Genomic DNA, 26964 nt, shown 5'->3' with positions numbered 1-26964 from the left:
CGTTAATTTTGCACGGACTTTTATACTAATCTCGGATCAAATCGTGAATATTTTTTTAGCAACTCCCCTAACGGCGCAATCGGTGCGAAGAAATCGCCTTCGCCGCCCGCTACGGCATGATCCAACAAGGTTTGCCACTCGCGCGCGCTGCGCACGCCGGTCGCAAAAACCCGCGTCCGGGTGCCGATGCAGGCTTCCGGCAAACTTTGCACGAACAGTTGATTCTCCTGTCGACGGTCGATATCGCGCACCAGGCCGGGATGCAGTTTGATAACTGAAATCGGTACCATACTGATGTAGCCGGTACTGACCAGGGTCATCCCGGCCCGGTTAACCGTTAACAAACAACCGAGTCCGGTCAACAGACGTAGCGCCGGACGTAGAGGTTCCAAATGTTGACAGAGATCCGCCTCAACAAGTTCAAACATAATTTGGCTTCGCACGGATTTACCGCACTGCATGAGGGTATCGCGCAACCAGTGACGAAAATCGCGCTGCAAGAGTGAGTCCACACTTATCGCTATCGACAGGACCACCCCCGGCAGTTGGGACAGCAGCGGGATCAACCGCAGCAGCTGTTGGCGTTCATAGCGCTGCGCCAGCCCCAATTGGCGCATCACCGGCAAAAATTCGGCCGCGGTCAAGGTATCAGCGCCATCCTGGATGCGGTTGATGACGATGTAATGGTCAAGCGCGCCATCGCGGCCGAAAGCGGGGCGGATCAGCAGTTGAGGGCCGCCGCCGGTCAGCGTGTTCTCAAGTAGCGTGCGCCATTTGACGTTGCCGCGCGCCCGCTGCGGCACGCGATTATCATAGACCGACCAGCCGTTACCCCCCTGTAGCCCCGCCTCACGCGCGGCGTGCTCGGCGCTCTCCATCACTTCCACCGCCGTCTGGCCGGGACGGTAAGCGCTTACCCCAATGTGCAGCAGATCGTCGCGGCAGGCGGCCGGTATATCCGGCAGGGTGGCCAGAGCGCCCAGCAGCTGGTGGGTGAGGGATTCCGCTTCTTTCAGCGAACAGTGCGGCAACAGTACCGCTAAATCGTCGCGAAAATAGTGCGCCAGCAACGCGTCTGGATAACGTTTGACCGAGACCGACACCAAATTGATTAACGCGCCGTCAATCGCCGCGGCATGGGCCGGCCCCAGACGCTCCGCCAGCCGCTCGGGGTCCGGGCGCATAATCAGCAGCACCACGCCGTGGGCGCCCACATCCTGGTTATCCTCCAGTTGCAGAGCCAGCTGGCTATCGAACGACAGCCGGTTGGTCAGCCCGGTGCGCGCGTCATGGGCGGCGAAAGCGCGTATCAGAATATCCACCCGACTGCGCTGCTCACGCGCCTGCGCCAAATCACGCAACAGGCGATCGATGGCGCTGCCGGTCAGGCTAGGCATTTCATCCGGCTGCTCGCCCACATTCTCGCGCTCGCCGTAAATAATGCGCCTGGCCCGCGTTTCCAGCGATTCTTGTGGCTGTATTTGCCGGCGCAGCCAGCGCAGAGCGAGAAACAAAAACACGAGGATAAGACCCAGCGCCACGCTAACCGGCGCGGTAGCCCGCAGGGAGTGAACATCGCTGGCCAGCGTGTCGGTGTAGAAGATGACCAACCGGTAGTCGGGATGGCGCGGCAGCGGCAATTCCCGCTGTCGCTGAGTGTCGGACAATGGGTCGCCGCGTCCGCTGCCCGGCGGCAGCGCCAGGTGGTAAACGGTTTCCCCCCGACGCAACAGCTCCAGTCGGGTAATGCCGGCGCTATCCATCGCCAGCGGCAGCCAGGGCGCCACGGCAGGCAGCGGCTCCGTCAACATCAAGCGATCGAAGCTGTCGGCCATCGCCGTCAACTGCCTGTCCAGCCGTTGCTGGTGCAGCCTGAAATAACTCAATGCGCTGCCCGCCAGCATCAGCAGCGTCACTAGGGCACAAAGCATGGCCGTCATGGCCGAGAGTCGGACGTTGAGTCGCATCCCTGAACTCCATAACAAAAGGGGGTTACCGATATTCTTAAGCGGCCGCTTTAAAAATAGCCGTTTCCGTCAGCGAATAAAAACGCAATTTATACGTCATACTTAAACCGGCACCAAAATTATCCCGATGGAGTTCGCCATGATTTCTTTGCCCAGATTGCGCGAGGCCGACGTTACCGCTGAAGAAGTTTTTTTTCAGCGTCGTAAAGTACTGAAAGCGCTCGGTATTACCGCCGCCACTCTCAGCCTTTCTCCCGCGGCGCGTGCGGATCTGCTCTCTTTTTTCAGCCGGGATAAGGCGGTGAAGCCGCCGCCGGGTAAACCGTTAGACTTTACGCGCCCCGCGGCGTGGCATACACCAGCACCGCTCACGCCGGTGGACAAGGTTACCGGGTACAACAACTTTTACGAATTTGGACTGGATAAGGCGGACCCCGCCGCGCACGCCGGCGGTCTGAAAACCGAGGGGTGGCAGATACGTATTGACGGCGAAGTCGCAAAACCGATGACGCTGGACATGGCGGATATACTCAAGCGGTTCGCGCTGGAAGAACGTATTTACCGACTGCGCTGCGTCGAGGCCTGGTCCATGGTGATCCCCTGGATAGGCTTTGAGCTCAATCAGTTGCTGAAGCTGGTGGAACCCACCGGTCAGGCGCGTTTTGTTGCCTTCCAGACCCTTGATGATCCCGAACAGATGCCGGGAGAAAAAGACAGCTTTATCGGCGGCGGCCTGCAATATCCCTATGTAGAAGCTTTGCGGCTGGACGAAGCCATGCATCCGCTGGCGTTAATGACCGTGGGCGTTTATGGCAAAACGCTACCGCCGCAAAACGGCGCGCCCATCAGGCTGATTACGCCTTGGAAATACGGTTTTAAAGGAATCAAATCCATCGTGCATATCCGCCTGACCCGTAATAAACCGCCCACCACCTGGAATCTGGCGGCGCCGAATGAATATGGTTTTTACGCCAACGTGAACCCGCATGTGGATCATCCTCGCTGGTCGCAGGCGACGGAGAGAGTTATCGGCAGCGGCGGCATTCTGGACGTTAAACGACAACCGACGCTGCTGTATAACGGCTATGCCGATCGTGTGGCCAGCCTGTATCGCGGTCTGAACCTGCGGGAGAATTTCTAAGTGCGTCTGAATCTAAAGCACCTATTTTGGCTAAAAATAGTGTTGCACCTGGCCGCCCTGCTGCCGCTGCTGTGGCTGGTCTATGCCGTCAGCCAAGGCGACTTCAGCGCCGATCCCGCCAAAGATATCCAGCATTTCACCGGCCGCATGGCGCTTAAGTTGCTGCTGGCCTCGCTACTGGTGACGCCCCTGGCCCGCTACGCGCGCCAGCCGCTGCTTGTCCGTTGCCGGCGGTTGCTCGGACTGTGGTGTTTTGCCTGGGCCACGCTGCATTTGGCCAGTTATGCGCTGCTGGAACTCGGGATCGACAACCTGCGTTTACTCAGCCGGGAGCTGGTGACCCGCCCCTATCTGGTGCTCGGCATTACCAGTTGGGTGATATTGCTGCTGCTGGCCGGCACCTCTACCCTGTGGGCGCAGCGCAAATTAAAAAATCGCTGGCAAATCCTGCACAATCTGATTTATATAGTGGCCATCCTAGCGCCGATTCACTATCTGTGGTCAGTTAAAATCCTTTCGCCGCAGCCGGTGTTGTATGCCGCGGCGGCGCTGGCGCTCCTGGCTCTACGCTATAAGAAATTTCGCCAATGGTGGCGGTGAAAGATCAATTTTCACTTCCGTTATAGTAACCAGTTGCGTTATCTTGCTCCCGCCCGAAACAGGTCGTTAAAAGATATCTTCGCGGATACCGCCAGTAATTTGCTGCGAAAATCCGCGATATCATTATAATGCCTGACCCCGATGGCAAATCAGCATCGAAATGTCAGCAAAAAGATGACAAATCGTTTACCGTTGGTTATTTTCTACGGGGTAACGTAAATTGAAGGGAGATCGCCGCATAATGGCCGATAAGTTCCACATTTTGCTTCTCAATGGGCCGAACCTGAATTTGCTCGGCACCCGCGAACCGGATAAGTATGGTCATACCACCCTTGCCGACATCATCGCGAGTCTGGGCACGCTGGCCGGCAGCCTGGGGGCAGAACTCAGCCATTTTCAGTCCAACGCGGAACATGCGCTGATCGACCGTATCCATCAGGCCCGGGGGAATACCGATTTTATCATTATCAACCCCGCGGCGTTTACCCATACCAGCGTCGCCCTGCGCGATGCGCTGTTAGCGGTAAACATCCCGTTCATTGAGATTCATCTCTCCAATGTGCATGCGCGGGAACCTTTCCGTCATCACTCCTATCTGTCCGATATTGCGGTTGGCGTGATATGCGGCCTCGGCGCCGATGGGTATCACTTTGCTTTACAGACGGCGGTCAAACGCCTGTCCACATCCAATTAATTAGAGTATGGAACCCCACTCATGGATATTCGTAAGATCAAGAAACTGATTGAACTGGTTGAAGAATCCGGCATTTCCGAGCTGGAAATTTCTGAAGGTGAAGAATCGGTTCGTATCAGTCGTGCTACGGCGCAACCGGCCTACCCGATGATGCAACAGGCTTATATCCCTGCGGTGCAGCAGCAGTCCGCGGTCCCGGCCGCCGCCGCGCCTGTCGCAGCGGAAGCCGCCGCCGTGCCCGCGACCATGAGCGGTCACCTTGTGCGCTCGCCGATGGTGGGAACCTTCTACCGCACCCCGAGCCCGGATGCGAAACCTTTCGTCGAGGTCGGTCAGAAGGTCAACGTTGGCGACACCCTTTGTATCGTTGAAGCGATGAAAATGATGAACCAGATTGAATCGGATAAAGCCGGCGTGGTGAAAGCTATCCTGCTGGATAACGGCCAACCGGTTGAATTCGACGAGCCGCTGGTCGTCATCGAATAACGAGGCGCCAAATGCTAGATAAAATCGTCATCGCAAACCGCGGTGAAATTGCGTTGCGTATTCTGCGCGCGTGTAAAGAACTGGGTATCAAAACCGTGGCGGTACACTCCACCGCCGACCGTGACCTAAAACATGTGCTGTTGGCCGATGAGACAATCTGTATCGGCCCGCCGCCGTCGGTAAAAAGCTACCTCAATATCCCCGCCATCATCTCCGCGGCGGAGATCACCGGCTCGGTGGCTATCCACCCGGGCTACGGTTTCCTCTCCGAGAACGCCGATTTCGCCGAGCAGGTTGAGCGCTCAGGCTTCATCTTTATCGGCCCGCGCGCGGAAACCATTAGGCTGATGGGTGATAAAGTTTCCGCCATTAACGCGATGAAAAAGGCCGGCGTCCCCTGCGTCCCCGGTTCCGACGGACCGGTGGGTGAGGATATGGACAAAAACCGCGCCATCGCCAACCGCATCGGCTATCCGGTAATCATCAAGGCTTCCGGCGGCGGCGGCGGGCGCGGGATGCGCGTGGTGCGCAGCGACAAAGAGCTGGACGCCTCCATCCGTATGACCCGCGCCGAAGCGAAGGCCGCGTTCAATAACGATATGGTCTACATGGAGAAGTATCTGGAGAATCCGCGCCATATCGAGATCCAGGTGCTGGCTGACGGTCAAGGCAACGCCCTTTACCTGGCGGAGCGCGACTGCTCCATGCAGCGCCGTCATCAAAAGGTGGTGGAAGAAGCGCCGGCGCCCGGCATTACCGAAGAATTGCGCCGCTTTATCGGCGAGCGCTGCGCCAAAGCCTGTGTGGAAATCGGCTATCGCGGCGCCGGCACCTTTGAATTCCTCTACGAGAACGGTGAATTTTTCTTTATCGAGATGAATACCCGTATCCAGGTGGAACACCCGGTGACCGAAATGATAACCGGCGTGGATCTGATCAAAGAACAGCTGCGCATCGCCGCCGGACAGCCCTTGTCCTTGAAGCAGGAGGATGTCAAGGTGTCCGGCCACGCGGTGGAATGCCGTATCAACGCCGAAGATCCGACAAGCTTCCTGCCGAGCCCGGGCAAAATCACCCGGTTTCATGCGCCGGGCGGCTTGGGCGTGCGCTGGGAGTCGCATATCTATGCCGGTTACTCGGTACCGCCGTTCTACGACTCCATGATAGGCAAGCTTATCTGTTTTGGTGAAACCCGCGACGTGGCCATCGCCCGCATGAAAAATGCGCTGGCGGAGCTGATTATCGACGGCATTAAAACCAATATCGATTTGCAGTTGAAGATCATGAATGACGAGCATTTCCAGCAGGGCGGCACCAATATCCATTATCTGGAGAAGAAGCTCGGCTTGCAGGAAACCTAAACGCCAGAGCAAGGCCCCTTATATTTGCGCGTTATACGTCAAGGCCGGTTAAACACCGGCCTTTTGCTATGACGGCGATAAACGTCAGGCAAACCGTCGACATGCCGTAAACGCGTTGTTTGCGGCAAGCGTTAACTTCTTTTGGCGAAGGTCATTATGGACAAACGATTCCTCCAGGCTCACCGCGAAGCACGGTGGGCTTTCGGTCTGACCCTGGCTTATCTGGTCGCCTGGCTACTGGCGGCTTACCTGCCGGATAATGATCCGGGTATCACCGGACTGCCCCATTGGTTTGAAATGGCCTGTCTGTGGATACCGCTGCTGTTTATCGGCCTATGTTGGCTAATGGTACGGATTATCTATCGCGATATATCGCTGGAGGACAGCGATGCGCAGTGAAGTGATAGTGCCGCTGGTCGCCTATTTGGCGCTGGTGTTTCTGCTCTCGTTGTATGCCTTCCGCCAGCGCGCACAGGGCAATTTTTTGCAGGAATATTTCCTTGGCAACCGGTCCATGGGCGGTTTTGTGCTGGCGATGACCATCACCGCCACCTATATCAGCGCCAGCTCGTTCATCGGCGGCCCGGGCGCGGCGTATAAATATGGTCTCGGCTGGGTGCTGTTATCAATAATTCAACTGCCGGCGGTATGGTTATCCCTCGGTGTCCTGGGCAAGAAATTCGCCATCCTGGCCCGGCGTTATAACGCGGTCACCCTTAACGACATGCTTCTGGCCCGCTTTGGTAGCCCGCTATTGGTATGGCTGGCCAGCGTCAGCCTGCTGGTGGCGTTTATCGGCGCCATGACGGTGCAATTTGTCGGCGGCGCTCGCCTGCTGGAAACCGCCGCCGGTATCCCTTACGATACCGGTCTGCTGATTTTCGGCATCAGTATCGCGCTCTATACCGCTTTCGGCGGCTTTCGCGCCAGCGTGCTCAATGACGCCTTCCAGGGGTTGGTGATGCTGCTGGGCACCGCCATCCTGTTGGTGGCGGTGGTCCATGCCGCAGGCGGTATGGGCGCGGCGGTGGCAACATTGCGGCACATCGATCCGGCGCTGATTTCACCCTCGGGCGTGGATGGCATCCTCTCGCCAAAATTCATGACCTCGTTTTGGATCCTGGTGTGTTTCGGCGTCATCGGCCTTCCCCATACCGCGGTGCGCTGCATCTCCTATCGCGACAGTAAAGCGGTCCACCGCGGCATGATCCTCGGCACGGTGGTGATAGGGGTATTAATGCTGGGCATGCACCTGGCGGGCGCCTTGGGCCGCGCGGTATTGCCCGGACTGAACGTGCCCGACCTGGTAGTTCCTACCCTGATGGTGCAACTGCTGCCGCCGCTGCTGGCGGGCATTTTTCTAGCGGCGCCGCTGGCGGCCATCATGTCGACGATTAACGCGCAATTGTTGCAATCTTCAGCCACCATTATCAAAGACCTCTATTTAAGCCTACAGCCCAAGCAGGCGACCAACGAACGCCGGCTAAAGCGCATATCCAGCCTGGTCACGCTGGTGCTGGGCCTGCTGCTGCTGCTGGCCGCCTGGCGTCCGCCGGAAATGATCATTTGGCTCAACCTGCTGGCGTTCGGCGGCATGGAAGCGGTCTTTCTGTGGCCGCTGGTGCTGGGTCTTTACTGGGAGCGGGCCAACGCCGCCGGCGCCTTGAGCAGCATGATAACCGGCGGCGCAAGCTATGCCCTCTTGGCCGGTTTCAACCTGCAGCCGGGCGGCTTTCACCCGATCGTACTGGCGCTGGCGCTAAGCCTGCTGGCGTTCCTGGCGGGCAACCGTTTTGGACGGCCGGCCGCCCCCCCCGTTTCATCGTTATGACGAGAACCGCTATGCCTTGGATACAACTGAAAATCACCACCACCGGCCAACTGGCCGATACCTTGAGCGACGCGCTGACCGAAAGCGGCGCGGTGTCGGTTACTTTTGAAGATACCCACGATACCCCCGTATATGAGCCCCTACCGGGCGAGACGCGCTTATGGGGAGATACCGATGTCATCGGCTTGTATGACGCCGAGACCGATATGACGGCCGTGGTGGACGCTCTCCAGGGCCATCCCCTGCTGGGCGCCGGTTTCGCCCATAAAATCGAGCAGTTGGAGGACAAAGACTGGGAGCGGGAATGGATGGACAATTTTCATCCCATGCGCTTCGGCGAACGGCTGTGGATCTGCCCCAGCTGGCGCCCGGTGCCGGACCCAGAGGCGGTCAATGTGATGCTGGATCCGGGCCTGGCCTTCGGTACCGGTACGCATCCGACGACCGCGTTGTGCCTGCAATGGCTGGACGGTCTTGACCTGCGCGGCAAGACGGTAATCGATTTCGGCTGTGGTTCGGGCATTCTGGCCATCGCCGCCCTGAAATTGGGCGCGGCGCAGGCTATCGGCATCGATATCGACCCGCAAGCGATTCAGGCCAGCCGCGACAACGCTCAGCGTAACGGCGTGGCGGACCGTTTGGCGCTGTATTTGCCGCAAGCGCAGCCGCGGGAGCTGCATGCCGACGTGGTGGTGGCGAATATCCTCGCCGGACCGCTGCGCGAACTGGCGCCGCTCATTATTGATTTACCCCGGCCGGGGGGCTTTCTTGGACTGTCCGGCATTTTGGCCAGCCAGGCACAGAGCGTGGCGCAGGCGTATGCCGCGGCTTTCGCCCTCGATCCGGTGGCCGAAAAAGACGAGTGGTGCCGCATTACCGGCCAGCGGCGCTAAAGGCGAACCGGGGCGCGAAGCCGCCGGGTCCGCGCCGCGGTCAGCCGCGCTTTAATGATGTGCTCGCGCCGCGCGGCGGGGTGAGGAAAAATTTGTTAACGCACAAAATAGACAAGTTTTGTTAACGTTATGTATTTAATGAAAAAAGTGGTTTTCCCGCGCCTAAAAGACCGAAATCATTGATCGCAGACACGGTATTGTTCAAAGTTTGGCCTTTCATCTGATGAAAAAAATGCGTAATATACGCGCCCTTGCGGACACAGTATGGTCTCTCTTTGTCTATGCGTATTGGACACCTCCAGCTCGCTAATTGCCTGATTGCGGCTCCGATGGCCGGTGTGACAGACCGCCCGTTCAGAGCCTTATGTCACGCGATGGGAGCGGGAATGACGGTTTCGGAAATGCTGTCCTCGAACCCCGAGGTATGGCGAACGGATAAGTCGCGTTTGCGCATGGTACATAGTGATGAACCCGGTATCCGGGCGGTGCAAATTGCCGGTAGCGATCCTGCTGATATGGCCGCCGCCGCCGTCATTAACGTGGCGAACGGCGCGCAGCTGATTGATATCAATATGGGTTGCCCAGCCAAGAAAGTGAACCGAAAATTGGCGGGCTCCGCATTGCTGCAATATCCGGATCTGATAAAGCAGATCCTGATGGCGGTGGTGCATGCCGTCGACGTGCCGGTGACGCTGAAAATTCGCACAGGCTGGGCGCCGGATCACCGAAATTGTGTACAAATTGCCCAATTGGCCGAAGATTGTGGTATACAGGCCATCACGATTCATGGCCGCACTCGCGCCTGCCTGTTCAACGGCGACGCGGAGTACGACAGTATTCGGGCAGTTAAGCAGTGTGTTTCCATTCCGGTTATCGCCAATGGAGACATTACTGACCCGCAGAAAGCCAGAGCGGTGCTGGATTACACCGGGGCGGATGCCCTGATGATAGGCCGCGCCGCTCAGGGAAGACCCTGGATCTTCCGGGAAATCCAGCATTATCTGGATACGGGGGAACTGCTGCCGCCGCTGCCGTTAGGCGAGGTGCAGCATTTGTTGATGGAGCATGTCAGGAAATTGCACGACTTTTATGGTCCAGGCAAGGGATTCCGCATCGCTCGTAAGCACGTGTCCTGGTCTTTACAGGCGCATGCCCCCGACAACCAGTTTAGGCGCACATTCAACGCCATTGAGGATGCCAGCGAACAGCTGGAGGCGTTGGAGGCATACTTTGCAAATCTTACGTAATAGAAAAAAGAGCAGACAGAACTATGTTCGAACAACGCGTAAATTCTGACGTACTGACCGTTTCCACCGTTAACTCTCAGGATCAGGTAACGCAAAAACCCCTGCGTGACTCGGTAAAGCAAGCACTGAAGAACTATTTTGCTCAATTGAACGGTCAGGACGTCAACGACCTGTATGAGCTGGTATTGGCTGAAGTAGAACAGCCTTTGTTGGACATGGTGATGCAATACACCCGCGGCAATCAGACCCGCGCGGCACAGATGATGGGCATCAACCGCGGCACCCTGCGTAAGAAACTGAAAAAATACGGCATGAACTAATTAGCTCATATCGCACTGATTTAAAAGGTGTTTTGCTTGGCGGCATCACACCTTTTTTGCTTTGTATCTCCTGGCCCACCGCCTCCGCCACGCTTGCCGCCCGGCGTATCTTCCTCCCCCCGCGAAAATTTGCTGTACCGATATCCGCAGCCCTGAATCCCTGCGCGCCCGCCGTCCCTTGCAGAGATAGGTGCCACACTGACCGTACCGCCCGCCTACGGCCACGCTTGCCATTAAGCGCCTGCTCTGCTGGCTTCAGCGCTTCGCGCGTGGGCCTCTTACGCATCGCCCACGCCCGCGCGCCATTTGGCTAACGGTGGTATGCATACAGCACGCCGAGGAGGAAAAAGACAACACGGGATGCCGAATCCCTGTCGGGCATCGGCTACGGCTCAGCGACTTCTATTTGGCTTTGTCTTAGCCACGCGGTTTCACCCCATGTCGGTGTCGGGGCGCCCCTCTTTTATCGGCGCGTCGATATTCATTTTTTTGGCCTTATTGCCTGCATAGATTGAAATGCTTTTGCACCGTCATCATCACGAGTCCCTTTAGATTATTACCGCGCATTGACGGAATATTTATGATGCACCGCACGGTCGTGGTGAGAATTTAAAATACTTTAGACATAGCCGGAGATGATCCTCTTCGCAATGGCGCCCTTGGGGAATAGAACATATTCTCCGTGGTTTAGATTTAATCGCGCGTAATATTGCTAATTTATCTATTTTTTAGGTATAATTTAACCTCTAACAAAGAATGAGAATGTGACGTGACCCGCCGTTATGCATGCCAGCGCTTGCGTCACGGCGTCAGAGTGAAGATAATTATCAATGATAACCCTCTGATTTCGCCTTGGTGTAGCGTCCACAGCGCCTTACCCGCCTCGGGAAACAGAGACTATTAAGGAAAACTTAACTAAATTATGGATAATTTTTATGAATTCACTCCCCGCTTATTTTCCAGACGGCCCCGCTATTACCCGAAATGACATCGTTCCTCCAGCAGCAGAGGTCACGGTCTACGATGATCTTTCCGCTTTTGCTTCGCGAATTTGCTCGGTTGCCAATTGCGGTTTAAAAATGGCTGCACCGATTTGTCATAATTTGTGCAAATTGGCGAATAAGTTCCCTCTCGTATTAAATTTGCTCGCCACAGGCGTTAGTCTCTCCATAGCGTTTCCATCGGGAGCAAGTCTGCCGTTTTTTGTCGCGACGGGTATGATGCTGGTGGGGTGCCAATCCGGCACTATTACGGTAAACAGCGAATAGTTTTTGCGGAGCAGCTAATCTACACCTCCTGTTTAGCTCGCTCCTTCCTCATCGCTTCACGCACACACCACGCTGTATTCTCATTCCCCTCCCCAGCGCCAGCGACGCCTTTTCATTCCGATTACGCGTTTGGCACATCCCCACTTTCTTAAATCAGCCGGCACAGACAGGCTAGCGCTCCCCTAAGGCGCACCGTAGGCCCTGTGCATTTCTCCGCATTCAGGCTGCCGTTATCGCGGAATCGGCTAGCGTTGATCTCCTTTATCACCTTTAACGCAATTGCCTTGGTTGCACAACTGGCGGCACGTTGAAAGACGCGACAGCGGCACAAGCGAGCGCCGCCCCCGCCCGTAATAGTATTGACGCCGGTTGCGGCACAGTGGACTGACCGTCGTACCTACCCGCTTTTGGGCTGGGGATCTTGATAACGCTGAACCTATACCGCAGACCGCATGTAAAAAATACGTTCGCCTTATTCAAGATGCGATAACATTTCGTTTTCTCTTTCAACAAAGCCGCCGTATTCACCTAACTAACATTAACCAACGCCTTTAAACCTTAGGGCCACTCGCGGAAAGGGCAACAATTTCGCTGCATATTTAACATTTATAGAATAGGGTAATCATTTTCATTTAGATTTGGTTTAGAAAGAAAGTTTAATAATACCGCCCATAAATAGATGCACAGGGATAGGCAATTATCAGACGTAGAGAGCCATAATCCCGGATTAGCACGACAACCGATTAATTTTACTCTTACCCTCCGGTTTACCTCTACATGTAGTCACTCCATCTAAAACGGTGAGATATTATGTCTATCCTTTTTCGTCGACTCGGCGGCGTTATTCTGCCGGTCATGCTGTTAGCTTCGCCATTATTCTCAGCCAAAGCCGCATTGATCCTCGACGGCACGCGGTTGATTTTCCCTGCCGGCGAACAATCCGCCTCCATCGTGGTAGAAAACCCTACCGATGATGATTATTTGATGCAAAGTTGGCTGGAGAACAGCGCGGGCCAACCACAAGAAAATCTGATGGTGGAGCCGCCGGTAGCGCAAATAAAAGCGCACCATAAAGTCACGCTGCGTGTAAATGTTGTGGATCCCCAAGTGCGTCAAGGCAGCAGCGAGAAATTATTTTGGCTTAACGTGAAAGAAATCCCCAAAGTTGATACTAATGCTGCCAGCTCCGACTTACTGCTAGCGATGCAGACGCGCATTAAACTCTTTTTCCGGCCGCAAGGGGTTGCCGCGGATAGGGGCGATGCCTGGAAAAAGCTCGAATGGTTTTATCAAAGTGGGAAATTAACGGTTAAAAACCCAACGCCCTATTTTATCACGGTGAATAAAGCGCTGGCAGACGGCCAACAAGCCTTAACCATCGATATGGTCGCGCCTTATACCAGCGAAGCGTTACCCCGTAAAAATCAAAACGTCGCCAGAGTAGGCAAAGTCATTTATGACACCCTGACAGATTTTGGCGATATCAGTGAGAAGGTTTCATCGGCAGTGCGGTGAAATCATTAAAATAAAGGTATGTGAAGATGAAAAAATTAACTGTTTTGACAGTGGCGATGATGATGGCAGGTGGTATTTCTTCCGCGACAGCGGGTACCCGTACCGACTCGAACGCGGCGGGCGCAATGCACTCCTCCACGACCGTTCATTTTAGCGGTTTGGTGCAACCGGCGACCTGTTCACTCAGGGGTAAATCAATGAAAGTCGGGCTGCCGACGGTGAATGTAAGTGATTTCGCCGGTCTGTCCGAAGGCGCGACGCCCACCAAGGCACAGCCCCAACATTTCCAGTTGCATGTTAATTGCTTACAGCATGTAGACGCCGATCAGATGAAAATGACGGTAAGCAGCAAAGACGTTGACGAGGCGCACAATGTGCTACGTAATTCGTTCGGCACCGCGAAGGGAATTGGATTGCAAATTAACCGTGATAACAATCTAGTACAATTAGGGAAAGAAATAGCGGTCACCTCAAACAACCAGCCGTTGAACGAAGGGGATAACACGCTCGAATTTACCGCAAATTATGTGCGTGAGGACCTCTCCGAAGACGTAAAGGCAGGCCGCTTAGCCACCGACGCCGTTTTTCAAATTGCCTATAAATAATCAATTGCGCGCTTGGCGCCCCCGCTGGGGGCGCATTTCACCCTAGGGATGGTGGCATGTGACTGGTTAATCATTTACGGCTCCTCCTCATGAAAATTAAATTTCTCTTAATTCCTTTTATATTCTGTATGGGATGGTTACATGCAGAAGAAAAATATGCGACCGATCTGCTGGAAAATGTCGGCGGCCTATCCATTACGGATGTCTCAGCATTTGATAAAGGCAATGCAATATTACCGGGCACCTATACATTATCGGTTGTGGTTAACGATCGTCAATTCGACGGCCAACGCATTACTTTCAAAAAAACAAGCAATGAGAAAGTTGAAGCGGTGTTCTCCTGCGATAAGCTAAAATTGTGGGGTATTGCGATTGACCACTGTCAGGAAGGCGAAATTCCGTTAACGACCTATATCCATCAGGCGCAAACCGATGTCGATCTCGGCGATAACACCTTGACGATTACCGTGCCGCAGAAATACCAGCAGGAGAGCAGCGAAAATGATGTCACCAGCGAAAAGGCGTGGCAGGACGGGATTAATGCCGCCTTCAGCAGTTATGCCGTTAATACCGACACCACACGCCTTGAGGGCGTTGGGCGGCGCAATTCACTGTATGGAAACTTCACCAACGGCGTCAATATGATGGGGTTTCGCGTGAGAAATAATGGTTTTCTTAACGTGACAAGCGGCAATAAAACCCGCTATGTGAGCAGCAAAAATTATATTGAGCATGATCTCGATACGTTGCGCAGCACCCTGACGCTGGGGGACTTCTTTACCAGCGGCAAAATCTTTGCCGCGCAAAACCTGCGCGGCGCAGCCATGGCCACCAATAATGAGATGTTGGCGAACCGGGAACGGGTTTATGCCCCGGTAATCACCGGCGTGGCGCGCAGCAACGCCACTATCATCATCAAACAAAACGACTTCGTCATCGCCACGCGTAAAGTGCCGCCCGGTCCCTTTGCGCTGAAAGATATCCCCGCCTCCTCCAGCGCCGGCGACATAGATATTACCATCGTGGAAGCCAACGGCGACGCTCGCCATTTCAGCCAGTCTTATAACGCGGTGGATGTCTTGGTTCCGGCACATAGTCTGCGCTATAGCCTGTATGCCGGTCGCAATCGCAGTTTGAATGATGCCCCGCCGCTGGCGGAAGCCGATGCGTTGTACGGCTTAGCCAACAGCCTCACGCTGATAGGCGGCGTACAATACGCCAACGATTATCATAACCTCGCCGCCGGCATGGGCGCCGACGTGCGCTGGCTGGGCGGTCTTTATGGCGTTATCAACAGCAGCGCAAGCGATACCGAAACGCGCGGTCATCAGCAGGGAACCATGTTGACTACCGGCCTCAGCCATAGCTTCGCCGCCACCGGGAGTTATCTGTACCTCACGGCGGAGCACCGCTTTGCCGAGGGTTACGAGGAATACCAGGATGCCATGGCGCCTCAAGCAGACCAACACTATCGGACGCGCTATATCCTACAGCTCGCTCAGCCGATGGAGGCGGTGAGCCTGACGGTAAATCTGGCGCAATCCGTGGGCTTCCAGGGGGATAACAGCCACTCTTTGGGCGGCAGCTTCAGCTTCACCCTGAGCCGCATGACGGTTATCACCAGCCTATCGCACCAATCCGGCAGCCAAAAAGACAATCTTTTGTCTTTGAATATGTCGCTGCCGTTGGGCAATGAGGCGCGCCATTATCTGAATTATAACCAGACGCGCGGTCAGGGCGGCCGCAGCGACGATCGTCTCTCACTCAGCGGCAGCTTACTGGAAGACGATAACCTGAGCTACGATATCGGCGCCTCGACATCGGCCGGTTACCGTCAAAACGACAGTTCCCTGCGCTGGAATGCCGGAAAAGGGACGCTGAGCACCTCATGGAGCCAAGACGAGAACAGCGATGATCTCACCTTAGGACTGGAAGGGTCGGTTATAGCCCATCACCATGGTATCACTTTGGGCCAGCCATTGACCCAGAGTACCGCTCTGGTCCATACCGACCACGTCTCCGATTTGCCCATCGCCAATAACACCGCGGTGGCCACCGATCATTTCGGCAACGCCATTGTCACCGGGTTGTCGCCCTATCGTTATAACGAAACGTCCCTTAACACCAATAAGCTAACAAAACAGGTGGAGGTGGATAGCAATGTCTATCAAAACGCGCCACGGCAAGGCGCCATTATCGAAGTGGATTTTGCGGCCCAGAAGCGCGACATCCATTATGCCCATATTCGTACCGCTGAAGGCGCAGCGTTACCGTTTGGCGCAGTCGTGTACGATGCGGGCGATCGCAGCGTCGGCATCGTATCAGCCGGCGGTCTCACCGCACTCAATATGCAAGATAGCCGCTGGCCGCTGCAAATCCGAAGTGAGGAAATGACTTGCCGCACGAGTCTGCAAGGCGTCAACCCACAAAGCCAAATTTGGGAGTTAACATGTCAATAATCACTCGGCTCATACCGCTGCTTATTGTCCTCGCCGCAGCACCGCTGCAGGCGACGGCGGCGATACTGACGCTGCCGATGCCGGCCATCACGCTAAATCAGGCGGCTCAGCAGCAGGAGGGGGCGCTGCTAAAAACCCTGGTACTGCCCGCCAGCGCCGCCGAGAAATTATCGACGACACGGCTCTCTCTCACTACGCCGGGCGCCTTATGGGATGCCGGCCGCGGCATTTACCAAACGCCCGTGGCGGGGTTGGGTCTGAGTCTTTGCAACCGGGCCGGCGATCGCTGCCTGACGCAGAATACGCCTTGGATTCCTGGCGATACGCTTATCCTGCGCCTGTATAAAACGGGCAATTTGCAGGGCGGGCGCTATAGCCTGCCGGCGCTTACGCTTCTTGCCGCCTCTCAGCCTGTCTTAAGGGTGATGCCGCCTCACATTACCGTCACCACGGCGTTGTGTCGTATCACCGCCAAACGTATCCAGGTCGCGTTTCCCCGCATTGTCATGACGCCGAGCCTATCTGAGCCACTGCCCGCGTTAAACTTCAAAATTCCCGTCACCTGCGCGAACGCGGATGATTATCGCAATGTGTTGATTCAATTCCGTTATGCCGGCCGGCTGTTCGATGACAAAACACTCCAGACCCAGCTCAGCAACATCGGCATCCAGATAGATAATGACGACCATCAACCCGTCACGTTCAATAACGATAAGCCCCTCCCCTCCTCAACCTTTGTTTACCGGGCACGGCTCGTGCGTACGGCGGGAGCGGCGCAATACGGCAAATTCAGCGTCAATGCGACGGCATTAATGACCTTTCGCTAGGGGACCAAGGCCGGACGGACCTAAACGCGCGGGCGCCCGCTTATCCGGCATCCTGAGCATGAAAAAGGCGATGGCGCCTACTGCCGGGATGACTATATACCTGAGGGCACATCAAGAGCGTAAGCCGCCCGTTCGGCACGGGTCTGACGGCGGTATTGCAGCGCGGCGGTCAATGCAAGCACCGGCAACAGCAGCTCCAGAAACTCTTCTTGCGATGTTTGCAGCGCCACCAGCCACAGCGGCGCATGCCAACCGAGGGTTTCTTTAAATTCCCCCAGCGAGCGATCGAGGATATTGGTAATAAATATCAAAGCCACAAAGGTAGCGACGGTCGTCGCATAGCTTTTATGCGCCACGATATCGCGCAGCAACGGCCGGGAATAGCGTATCACCAAATACAGGCAGGCAATCGCAATCGGCGCCAGCGACAACAACGCATACAGCTTATCCAACGCCGGCAACGAGCCGGTCCAAAACCGCAGCTTGAGCATGCTCATGTGGTCGATGTATTTATGTAAATCCGCCTCGCGCGCCATCATCGCCAGCAGCGCTATCCCTATCGCCAGCCGGGTAGACCAGCGCACGCCATCAAGCGGTAATACCAGCAGACTCAATAATGTAATGGCATAAGCGACCAGGGTCAGGTTCTCCACCAGTTGCCCCTCTTCCACCAGATGAATGAGCGGCGCGACCGGCATCACGCACCACAGCACAAAGGTCAGCAGGCTTATCACCAGCGCAAAGCCGGGGGAAAAACGCGGCGAGTCGAGCAAAGACATAGCATGGATTCCTGGTAAAAAGAGCAGCAATTATTACTGCTCGGGATCCTGAACTTTTGACATTGGATGCCTAATACAGTGCAACTTCACGTTTTTTTTGCGCCGCCCAAGAGGAAAGCAGGCAGCGCTCAAACGCGTTAGTGCTTTTTCACGTACAAATCTTTGGTGTAGTAATAGCCGAGGGCCGATTCATTAAAACCACCGATCCACGGTTTTACCAGCTTACTTGAAACGTAGTAATAGACGGGGATCGCCGGTACCTGTTGCGCCAAAATGGCTTCCGCCTGCTGATAAAACCGGCCGGCGTTCGCCGGCGTGGCCGCGGATGCCGCATGAATCGCCTGGTCATAATCGGCATTAACGAATTTGGCGGTATTTTCACTGCTATTGCTCAAGAAATTATTCAGAAAAGTCGAGGGCTCATCGTAGTCTGCTATCCAGGCATAACGCACCAGGTCGAAATTGCCGGTATGCATGGTATCGAGCATAGTTTTCCATTCTTGATTTTGCAGCGTTGCCACGACGCCCAAATTTTTCTTTCACATTGAGCTGGCGGCAATGGCAATACGCTGATGGGATTCCGAGGTGTTATACAGTAAGGAAAACGTCAGCGGATGCTGCGCATCGAAACCCGCCTCTTTGAGCAGCGCTTTCGCTTTTTGATTACGTTTGTCCTGGCTCCAGCCCGCGTAGTCCGGCATTTTCAAATTATAACCGCCGGCGGCATAGTGGCTGAGGGTCCAAGCGGGCGTCTGCCCTTGGCCTAGGACCTTTTCAGCGATGATACTTTTATCCAAGCCCAAATTGAGCGCCAGCCGCACCCGTGGGTCGTTGAATGGCGCTTTTTGCGTATTGAATTCGTAATAGTACACCGCCAGCTTCGGAGAAATATGGACCTCGGGACCAATCTCCTTTTTCAATGATTTAAACAGCGTTTCGGGGATGGTATAGGTTATATCGATTTCGCCGGCGCGGTAGCGGTTAACATCGGCGGTGCCGGAGGTCACCGGCAGATAAGTCACTTTGTTGATAACCGTATGCGCGTTATCCCAGTAGCGGTGATTTCTGATGCCGACCACTTTTTCATTCACTACCCACTGGTCGAGTTTATAGGCGCCGCTGCTGACAATATTGCCCGGCTGGGTCCATTTATCGCCAAATTGATCGATAACGCTCTTATCAACGGGGACCAGAGCGGGATGCGCCAGCATTTGCAGGAAATAGGAGACAGGTTTCACCAGCGTCACTTCCACCGTCTCGGCATCGAGGGCTTTGATGCCCAATTCATCCGGGCTTTTCTTACCGTCTACAATATCCTGCGCGTTGAGCACCTGCATGTTGCTCAAATAACTTGCATAGGGCGAGGCCGTGACCGGGTTAACCAGCCGACGCCAGCTGAAGACCACATCCTGCGCGGTAATGGGATCGCCATTCGACCAGGTTAGCCCCGGTCGCAAATGAAATACCCAGCGGGTATTGTGATCATTGTCCCAGCGTTCGGCCAGACGCGGACGGATTTTCCCGTCATTATCCACGCTGACCAGCCCTTCAAAAAAGTCGCTGATAATATTAAATTCAACGTCGCTTTCCACTTTATGCGGATCAAGAGACGCGGGCTCACTGCCGTTATTGCGGACGATGTCCTGATCCGCCGCCAGCAGCGTCCCGGCCGGCACCACTGCCGCCGTTACCATTAATGGGGATGCCCCGAACGCGCCCAACATGAGCGCCAGCAACGTTTTTCTGCCATAACTAAAAGGTAATAACCTCATCCCGCTGTTCTCCCGTTATTGTTTTAGACGTCAAATAGTAAACTAATTAACGTGTTCGTAGAGTTAGGGCAAACACTTTTGACCTAACACATTAAAACAAGCGGAAAAGACGGGAGCGGGTGGCGGCCGAGATACCAAGTACGGCGAAGAAGCGCCTAGCGACCTTCGGTGGTCCGTGGCGCGCCGCTACCGGCAATAAAAAAACCCCGGCCAAGGCCGGGGCTTTCTCTGCGTTGCAAGGGCATATCATCCGGACGTTGCCGGGACGGTAGACTTGGCCACCGCCGACATCCCTTTGACGCGTATCTTACAGGGCAACCACGTTAGCAGCAGACGGGCCTTTCTGACCCTGCTCAATGGTGAATTCTACGCGCTGGCCTTCGTCCAGGGTTTTGAAATCGTTGCTCTGGATGGCGGAAAAGTGAACAAACACATCTTTGCTGCCGTCAGCCGGAGTGATAAAACCAAAACCTTTACCTGCGTCAAACCATTTTACTAAACCAGTTACTTTATTAGACATTTGTACTTCCTTCATTAAGATAAAAACCGCCTGCGGCGATAGAGGGTCTGCTTGCCAGCATGTACTTATGGGCACGTATTAAGAAGGAAATTCGTCGAAGAAGTGATGGTGGACTATCGCTTTTTGCTGAACAACTTTACTAAAATGGCTTACATAAATAGGTCTGTACCACAAACCGATAACGCTATTAACGCATACTCCCGCCAGGGGCGCAAGCGTTATTATGAAGAAAAACGATATAACCAGCGGGAATAATACTACGACCCTGCACGCTTTTCTCGCCGCCGCCTGTTGGGCGCGGCGTGCTGCCGTTTCGCCCGTTTCGCGGCCCGCCACGCCCAGGCTCGTTTCTGTTGTGCTGGCGAGCGGGCCCTTTGGCAATTCCACATAGCGGAACTGCCTGCATCTCTATGGTGCAAATGCTGCTCTGAAGTCCTCTCTACGCCCCGAAATAGGGCAAAACAGGCTCCATTCTCATTATATGGGCTGTTAATGGGTTGTAACTTAACCCTGCAATCCGCTATCTGCCGTTTTGGCATTACCTTTGCTATGAGGTTACAGGCGTTATGCCGTCTTAAGGAAAGATGTGTCCGAGCACATCAAAAAATCGACTGCTTTATTCTGCCTCACAGGACGAATTATGAAAAAAATGATGATTTCCACACTGGTTGCCGCCGCTGCCCTGTTTGCGGTAGCGAATCAGGCTCACGCTGGGGCCACTTTGGACGCGGTCAAGAAAAAAGGCTTTATCCAATGCGGTATCAGCGATGGTTTACCGGGTTTCTCTTATGCTGATGCCAGCGGGAAATTTACCGGGCTGGATGTGGATGTTTGCCGGGCAGTTGCCGCGGCCGTATTTGGCGATGCGACGAAAGTAAAATACACTCCGCTGACCGCCAAAGAGCGTTTTACCGCGCTGCAATCAGGTGAAGTCGATATTCTGTCGCGCAACACCACCTGGACCTCTTCCCGTGACGGCAACATGGGCTTTGTCTTCGCCGGCGTAAACTATTACGACGGCATTGGTTTCTTAACGCATAACAAAGCCGGTTTAAAGAGCGCCAAAGACCTGGATGGCGCTACCGTCTGTTTGCAATCCGGCACCGATACCGAGTTGAACGTGGCCGACTTTTTCCGCGCCAATAAAATGCAGTACACGCCGGTGACCTTCGATCGCGCCGACGAAAGCGCCAAAGCGCTGGAGTCCGGCCGCTGCGATACGTTGGCAACCGATCAGTCAGGGCTATACGCGCTGCGAATTAAGCTAAGCAAACCTGATGACTGGGTGGTATTACCCGAAGTGATCTCGAAAGAGCCGCTGGGGCCGGTGGTACGCCGCGGCGACGACGATTGGTTCACTATTGTGAAATGGTCGCTGTACGCCATGCTTAACGCTGAGGAAATGGAAATCACCTCGAAAAACGTTGACGAACTGGCCGCCAACCCGAAAAACCCGGATATGGCCCATCTACTCGGCAAAGAAGGTCATTACGGCGAAGAGCTGAAACTGTCCAACGACTGGGCGCATAACATCATTAAACAAGTCGGCAATTACAGCGAATCGTTTGAACGCAACGTCGGTCAGGGCAGCGATCTGAAAATCAAACGCGGTTTGAATGCTTTATGGAATCACGGCGGCATTCAGTACGCCCCGCCGGTACGTTAATAGCTGCCACAGTTCAGGAGCACCGGCGCCGCCGGTGCTTTTTCTTCGATTTTTCCTGCTGAGGCTTACCTATGCAACACCGCCCAACCGTAACGGGAAACTTTTCCCTGACCAACCCTGCGGTTCGCGCCTGGATTTACCAGATTCTGGCTGTTGTGATCCTGGTGGCGTTTGTCGGCCATCTGGTGCATAACACTCTGACCAACCTGAACCACCGCGGTATCACCTCCGGATTCGACTTCCTTAATAACGCCGCCGGTTTTGGCATCGTGCAGCATCTCATCGATTTTGAACAAGGCGACACCTACGGGCGAGTCTTTGTCGTCGGTCTGCTCAATACGCTGCTGGTATCGGCGCTATGTATTGTTTTTGCCTCAATACTGGGTTTTATCATCGGCCTGTCGAGACTGTCCGAGAACTGGCTGCTGCGTAAACTCTCCACCCTGTATATCGAGATTTTCCGCAACATTCCGCCGCTGCTGCAAATCTTCTTCTGGTATTTCGCCGTATTGCGCAACCTGCCCGGACCGCGTCAGGCGGTAAACGCTTTCGACCTTGCCTTTCTTAGTAACCGCGGACTGTATTTACCCGCTCCCGACGCCGGCTCGGGCGCTTGGGCGACCTTTCTCGCGTTGCTGATAGCCGTGGCTGCCTCCGTGGCGCTGTTTCGCCTCCAGCGCCGCCATCAGCTTAAAACCGGCCAATTGCGCCGCAGCTGGCCGTGGATAATCGTGCTGCTGATAGCGCTGCCGGCGCTGGCGCAGTTTATCGCCGGCCCCGCGATCGCCTGGGATGTGCCGCAGCTGCGCGGCTTTAATTTCCGCGGCGGTATGGCGCTTATTCCCGAGCTCGCGGCGCTGACGCTGGCGCTGTCGGTGTACACGTCTGCGTTTATTGCTGAGGTGATCCGCTCCGGTATTCAGTCGGTGCCGTTCGGCCAGCACGAAGCGGCGCGCTCGCTCGGGTTGCCAAATCCGGTGACGCTGAACAAAGTGATCCTGCCGCAGGCGATGCGAGTGATCGTTCCTCCCCTTACCAGTCAATATCTCAATATCGTCAAGAACTCATCTTTGGCGGCCGCTATCGGCTATCCCGATATGGTGTCGTTGTTCGCCGGCTCGGTGCTCAATCAGACCGGCCAGGCCATCGAAACCATCGCCATTACCATGGGGGTTTATCTGGTCATCAGCCTGGCTATTTCGTTGCTGATGAATATTTATAACAAGCGCAAAGCGCTGGTGGAACGTTGAGAGGTCCCGATGACTATGACTTTATCTCCGCAGGAACCCATCGCGTCGGTCTCACGTAATCGGCTGGTCCTGGCGACGGCTTGGATCAAACGCAATTTGTTTTCCAACTTCACGAATAGCCTTCTGACCCTGTTCTGTCTCTGGCTGTTGTGGATAGCCTTACCGCCGCTGGTGGAGTGGGCGTTCATCAAAGCCAATTGGTTGGGGACCTCGCGCCTTGATTGCACTCGCGAAGGCGCCTGCTGGGTATTTATCCACGCGCGTTTCGGCCAATTCATGTATGGACTTTATCCGCTGGACGAGCGTTGGCGCATCAATGCCACCCTTATTGTGTGCCTGCTCTCGCTGCTGCCGATGTTTTGGCGCGGTATGCCGCGCCGCGGCCGCTATATCACCTGCTGGGTGATAGCGATTCCCGTCTTTACCTGGATCATGCTTTACGGCGGCTTTTTCGGCCTGAGCCGCGTGGAAACCCGCTTATGGGGCGGCCTCACTTTGACTTTGATTATCGCCGCGGTGGGCATCGCCGGCGCGATGCCGTTGGGGATAATTCTAGCGCTGGCCCGGCGTTCGTCTATGCCGGTGGTAAAATGGCTGGCGATCATCTTTATCGAATTTTGGCGCGGCGTACCGCTTATCACCGTGCTGTTTATGTCCTCGGTGATGCTGCCGCTTTTTCTCTCCGAAGGCACCCAAATCGATAAACTGCTGCGCGCGCTGGTGGGCGTTATCATGTTCCAATCCGCCTATGTGGCAGAGGTCGTCCGCGGCGGGCTACAGGCGCTGCCAAAGGGCCAAACCGAGGCGGCGGAATCCCTGGCGCTCGGCTACTGGAAAACCCAGGGCCTCATTATTTTGCCGCAGGCGCTAAAGATGGTCATCCCCGGACTGGTCAATACCATCATCGCGTTATTTAAAGACACCAGCCTGGTGGTCATTATCGGATTATTCGATCTGTTTAGCAGCGTGCAGCAGGCAACGGTGGACCCCGCCTGGCTGGGCATGTCCACCGAAGGTTATGTCTTCGCCGCGCTGGTTTATTGGATTTTCTGTTTCAGCATGTCCCGCTATAGCCAGCATCTGGAAAAGCGTTTTCATACCGGACACCAGCATTGAGGTTTTTATGAGCATGAATAATAACGCCGCCCCTGCGGACAACCTGATGATTACAATGGAAAACGTCAATAAATGGTATGGACAGTTCCATGTTTTGAAAGATATCAATCTGCAGGTCAAAGCCGGCGAACGTATCGTGTTATGCGGCCCCTCCGGGTCGGGTAAGTCCACGACGATACGCTGTATCAACCATCTTGAGGAGCATCAACAGGGCAACATTGTGGTTGACGGTACCCTGCTTAATGACGATCTCCGCAATATCGAGCGCGTGCGCACCGAAGTCGGCATGGTATTTCAGCACTTTAATCTCTTTCCGCACCTGACCGTCCTGCAAAATTGCATTCTGGCGCCCACCTGGGTGCGCAAGATGCCCAAGAAAGAGGCCGAGGCGCTGGCGATGCACTATTTGGAGCGGGTGCGCATTGCCGAACATGCGCAAAAATTCCCCGGACAATTGTCGGGCGGACAGCAGCAACGGGTCGCTATCGCTCGTTCGCTGTGCATGAAGCCGAAAATCATGTTATTTGATGAACCGACCTCGGCGCTGGATCCTGAAATGGTGAAAGAGGTGCTGGATACCATGATAGGACTGGCTGAAGACGGAATGACCATGTTGTGCGTGACCCATGAAATGGGCTTTGCCCGCACCGTGGCCGATCGGGTGATCTTCATGGATCGCGGCGAAATTGTTGAACAGGCACCGCCGGAAGCGTTTTTCGCCCAGCCGAAATCGGCGCGGACCCGCGCTTTTCTCTCACAGGTCATTCACTAATGTTCCCGGCGGGTACTCGCCCGCCTGTTTCTTTCAATACACTCGGCAAATGACAGGGTCGCGCTCATGCCTGCTGGCAGCACGTCGATAATATCCTTACTGCTTGGCTTGGTTCACTCTATTTTTTCGTAAAAAGACGATGGAATTAACCGGTGCGTTTGTTGCAGTACAGCGCGGATAATCCTATAGGTACCCTGGCGCCAGACATCCTGCCGCCAGTGAATAACATGATTCCCCCTGCGCTATTTTTGTTGCCACCTACAGGCAGTTAGCCGCTACCTTTTACCCTACATGCCGGCGTACAATGGCCCTGATACCGCGCGGCCGTACGTGCATTATCAAGAATGGACCTGATATACGCCAACGCCTGCTGATTTATAATGGATAGCGACCCAGCGAGAAAAAGAAATGATGGCGTTTATTCACCTTAAGAAAACATCACTTTCCGCGGCAGACTTTATTACCGGGTAATGAAATAATAGTGAAAATCAAGCGGTCAAATCTAACCGTATCGGAATAGTTTATACTCCGCATCCAATATCCATACCCACACTTGTTATGAAACTTTATAATAACGCCCGTTATCATAATTTTGTGCCGCAGTGTGGCGTATTCCTGGAGGCGTTTTTTTATATTGCACTTAATTAATGGCTACTATATTTCTCTTGCAATTAAATATATAAGGTACTGCCATGAACCCTACAACTAGTTTCAATAAAGCGAGCCCTTCATCCATTCTTCCTGGTTTGGCGCAAGGCCGTCCTGATGATACATCAATCGCTTCAATGTCCTGCAATATACAAGAGGTGGCCAACACCGTTCCCACTTTCGTATCATTAAGTGATTTCCAGCAAAATCTTTCTCACATTACGTTAAACGATATTAATGCAGTAATAATCGGCAATGTCACCTATTTTCTAATAGAGGAAGGGGGTGAAAAACGGTTTTCCGCCAGCCTCAATAGGCATCCCAGTGAAGCCTTGCCCAGTGAGCAGATTCAAGATGTCGTTCGCACACTAAACGACTTGTTATATCGGAAACGCTCCAGCACGGACAATGCCGAGCAACGACCGGCTACAGTCGAGCGAAACTCACCCTCGCCAAGTTTGACATCACAGGCGTCTGATGAGCAATTTTCTATAATTACCGTTTCCACTGAGGAAAATAACATCCCCGGCCCGGCAGAATATCAAACGCTTATTGTCACCGATGGCCTCCGCCCGCCAACCTATTCTCCCGCAGCGGGTCAACGGGAAGCCTACAAGAACGAACTGAGTGATTATTTGCGCGGGCCTATTCTGCAAGAAGTGAACCGCCGCGGCGCTAGTCCCTTGTGGCTGCGGCCGTTAGCCTGGGTATGCGGGTTGTTTGGGTTTCACGGCGTAGGGCAAACCAATTGCCTTTCCTGTGCCACAGCGGTGGCAGACACGCTCAAAGAAGGTCAGCTCCATTGCGCTGACCCCACCCTGCGCGGGGGCAGCCCGAGTCAATTTTCCACTCTCAGTCATGCCGAGGGTGGAATGTTTGATTCCCTTGCGACGATGTTGGACAAAGCTAATGCGCAACCGCAGTGCAATGCGGTGCTTTGCGTAAAGCGTCCCCGCAGCGTGTGGCGCAGGTTATTCTCTCCCACCGATGGTCACGCCTGTAATGTGGTCAAAGTCGACCAAACGCTCTTTCTCGTTGATGCGCAAAAGAGACGTTGCCGGACACTTTCTCTAACGGACGATCGCGCCATCCAGCTCCGGCAGGTAGCGCATTTTCTTGGACCTATCGCCTCTGGTCCAGGTTGCCTACAATGGTTTGATGTCGGATTTCAAACGGTTCCCAGCGCCGCTTCAGCGCGGTAATCGACTGGTCTGCGCGCTGCACCAT

Annotated in this window: 23 protein-coding genes and 1 pseudogene; 20 read left to right on the top strand and 4 right to left on the bottom strand. The window is 54.7% G+C overall.

All coding sequences use genetic code 11. The annotated features are described in order from the left end of the window. Positions 1–20 precede the first annotated feature (20 nt). Positions 21–1967 (bottom strand): RNase E specificity factor CsrD, encoded by a 1947-nt coding sequence (gene csrD / locus SANT_RS02525; RefSeq protein ID WP_025420729.1) that lies wholly within the window; start codon positions 1965–1967, stop codon positions 21–23. A gap of 139 nt (positions 1968–2106) precedes the next feature. Here csrD and msrP point away from each other — a divergent pair, with 139 nt between their 5' ends. The 15 genes from msrP to SANT_RS02455 all read left to right on the top strand — a co-directional run bounded on the left by msrP (position 2107) and on the right by SANT_RS02455 (position 17214). After that, a complete protein-coding gene (gene msrP / locus SANT_RS02520) occupies positions 2107–3108 on the top strand; it encodes a protein-methionine-sulfoxide reductase catalytic subunit MsrP (RefSeq protein ID WP_025420728.1) in 1002 nt (333 codons plus the stop codon). After that, complete coding sequence (msrQ, locus tag SANT_RS02515) at positions 3109–3708, top strand: protein-methionine-sulfoxide reductase heme-binding subunit MsrQ (protein ID WP_025420727.1); 600 nt, start codon at positions 3109–3111, stop codon at positions 3706–3708. A gap of 241 nt (positions 3709–3949) precedes the next feature. Continuing rightward, a complete protein-coding gene (gene aroQ / locus SANT_RS23980) occupies positions 3950–4402 on the top strand; it encodes a type II 3-dehydroquinate dehydratase (protein WP_025420726.1) in 453 nt (150 codons plus the stop codon). A gap of 21 nt (positions 4403–4423) precedes the next feature. Then, positions 4424–4888: an acetyl-CoA carboxylase biotin carboxyl carrier protein gene (gene accB, locus SANT_RS23975; RefSeq protein ID WP_025420725.1), complete on the top strand. Its 465-nt coding sequence runs from the start codon at positions 4424–4426 to the stop codon at positions 4886–4888. An 11-nt stretch (positions 4889–4899) separates the two neighbouring features. Beyond that, positions 4900–6249, top strand: a complete 1350-nt coding sequence (accC, locus tag SANT_RS02500; RefSeq protein WP_025420724.1) for an acetyl-CoA carboxylase biotin carboxylase subunit — start codon at positions 4900–4902, stop codon at positions 6247–6249. Between the two features lie 156 nt (positions 6250–6405). Next, complete coding sequence (locus SANT_RS02495) at positions 6406–6648, top strand: YhdT family protein (RefSeq protein WP_025420723.1); 243 nt, start codon at positions 6406–6408, stop codon at positions 6646–6648. Continuing rightward, complete coding sequence (gene panF / locus SANT_RS02490; protein ID WP_025420722.1) at positions 6638–8080, top strand: sodium/pantothenate symporter; 1443 nt, start codon at positions 6638–6640, stop codon at positions 8078–8080. The genes SANT_RS02495 and panF overlap by 11 nt, the downstream gene beginning before the upstream one ends. A gap of 11 nt (positions 8081–8091) precedes the next feature. Beyond that, on the top strand, positions 8092–8973 hold the full coding sequence (prmA, locus tag SANT_RS02485; RefSeq protein ID WP_025420721.1) for a 50S ribosomal protein L11 methyltransferase: 882 nt from the start codon (positions 8092–8094) through the stop codon (positions 8971–8973). A gap of 281 nt (positions 8974–9254) precedes the next feature. Further along, positions 9255–10220, top strand: coding sequence for a tRNA dihydrouridine synthase DusB (gene dusB, locus SANT_RS02480; protein WP_038668133.1), 966 nt, complete (start codon positions 9255–9257; stop codon positions 10218–10220). A gap of 23 nt (positions 10221–10243) precedes the next feature. Further along, the gene (gene fis, locus SANT_RS02475; protein WP_011410014.1) at positions 10244–10540 is read left to right on the top strand and encodes a DNA-binding transcriptional regulator Fis; all 297 of its coding nucleotides are present in this window, start codon (positions 10244–10246) and stop codon (positions 10538–10540) included. A 935-nt stretch (positions 10541–11475) separates the two neighbouring features. Next, positions 11476–11808 (top strand): hypothetical protein, encoded by a 333-nt coding sequence (locus tag SANT_RS23970; RefSeq protein ID WP_148296228.1) that lies wholly within the window; start codon positions 11476–11478, stop codon positions 11806–11808. Positions 11809–12618: 810 nt separating this feature from the next. Next, complete coding sequence (locus SANT_RS02470) at positions 12619–13323, top strand: molecular chaperone (RefSeq protein ID WP_025420720.1); 705 nt, start codon at positions 12619–12621, stop codon at positions 13321–13323. A 26-nt stretch (positions 13324–13349) separates the two neighbouring features. Next, positions 13350–13928: a fimbrial protein gene (locus SANT_RS02465; RefSeq protein ID WP_071881990.1), complete on the top strand. Its 579-nt coding sequence runs from the start codon at positions 13350–13352 to the stop codon at positions 13926–13928. A 128-nt stretch (positions 13929–14056) separates the two neighbouring features. Then, positions 14057–16387 carry a fimbria/pilus outer membrane usher protein gene (locus tag SANT_RS02460; RefSeq protein WP_158500142.1) on the top strand — a complete coding sequence of 777 codons (2331 nt, stop codon included), beginning with the start codon at positions 14057–14059 and terminating at the stop codon, positions 16385–16387. Continuing rightward, a complete protein-coding gene (locus tag SANT_RS02455) occupies positions 16378–17214 on the top strand; it encodes a fimbrial protein (RefSeq protein ID WP_025420717.1) in 837 nt (278 codons plus the stop codon). The genes SANT_RS02460 and SANT_RS02455 overlap by 10 nt, the downstream gene beginning before the upstream one ends. A gap of 92 nt (positions 17215–17306) precedes the next feature. Here SANT_RS02455 and SANT_RS02450 read toward each other — a convergent pair whose 3' ends face one another. The 3 genes and pseudogenes from SANT_RS02450 to cspE all read right to left on the bottom strand — a co-directional run bounded on the left by SANT_RS02450 (position 17307) and on the right by cspE (position 20285). Next, positions 17307–17993, bottom strand: coding sequence for a hypothetical protein (locus SANT_RS02450; RefSeq protein WP_025420716.1), 687 nt, complete (start codon positions 17991–17993; stop codon positions 17307–17309). Between the two features lie 137 nt (positions 17994–18130). After that, positions 18131–19717 (bottom strand): annotated as a pseudogene (locus SANT_RS02445) (ABC transporter substrate-binding protein). Positions 19718–20072: 355 nt separating this feature from the next. Then, entirely contained in the window at positions 20073–20285 is a 213-nt protein-coding gene (gene cspE / locus SANT_RS02440) for an RNA chaperone/antiterminator CspA (RefSeq protein ID WP_011410009.1), read from the bottom strand. A gap of 640 nt (positions 20286–20925) precedes the next feature. On the opposite strand from cspE, the gene SANT_RS02435 reads away from it, so the two are divergent. The 5 genes from SANT_RS02435 (at position 20926) to SANT_RS22805 (ending at position 26939) form a co-directional block, all read left to right on the top strand. Then, entirely contained in the window at positions 20926–21951 is a 1026-nt protein-coding gene (locus SANT_RS02435) for an amino acid ABC transporter substrate-binding protein (protein WP_025420715.1), read from the top strand. 71 nt (positions 21952–22022) lie between these two features. Continuing rightward, a complete protein-coding gene (locus SANT_RS02430) occupies positions 22023–23201 on the top strand; it encodes an amino acid ABC transporter permease (protein WP_025420714.1) in 1179 nt (392 codons plus the stop codon). A 9-nt stretch (positions 23202–23210) separates the two neighbouring features. Further along, the gene (locus tag SANT_RS02425; protein WP_025420713.1) at positions 23211–24317 is read left to right on the top strand and encodes an amino acid ABC transporter permease; all 1107 of its coding nucleotides are present in this window, start codon (positions 23211–23213) and stop codon (positions 24315–24317) included. Positions 24318–24324: 7 nt separating this feature from the next. After that, entirely contained in the window at positions 24325–25089 is a 765-nt protein-coding gene (locus SANT_RS02420; protein ID WP_269465156.1) for an amino acid ABC transporter ATP-binding protein, read from the top strand. Positions 25090–25781: 692 nt separating this feature from the next. Beyond that, the gene (locus SANT_RS22805; RefSeq protein WP_081730404.1) at positions 25782–26939 is read left to right on the top strand and encodes a toxin glutamine deamidase domain-containing protein; all 1158 of its coding nucleotides are present in this window, start codon (positions 25782–25784) and stop codon (positions 26937–26939) included. Positions 26940–26964 lie beyond the last annotated feature (25 nt).

The sequence above is a fragment of the Sodalis praecaptivus genome, from assembly GCF_000517425.1.
GTDB classification, from domain to species: Bacteria; Pseudomonadota; Gammaproteobacteria; order Enterobacterales; family Enterobacteriaceae; genus Sodalis_A; species Sodalis_A praecaptivus.
This window is presented reverse-complemented; position numbering and strand designations above follow the sequence as displayed.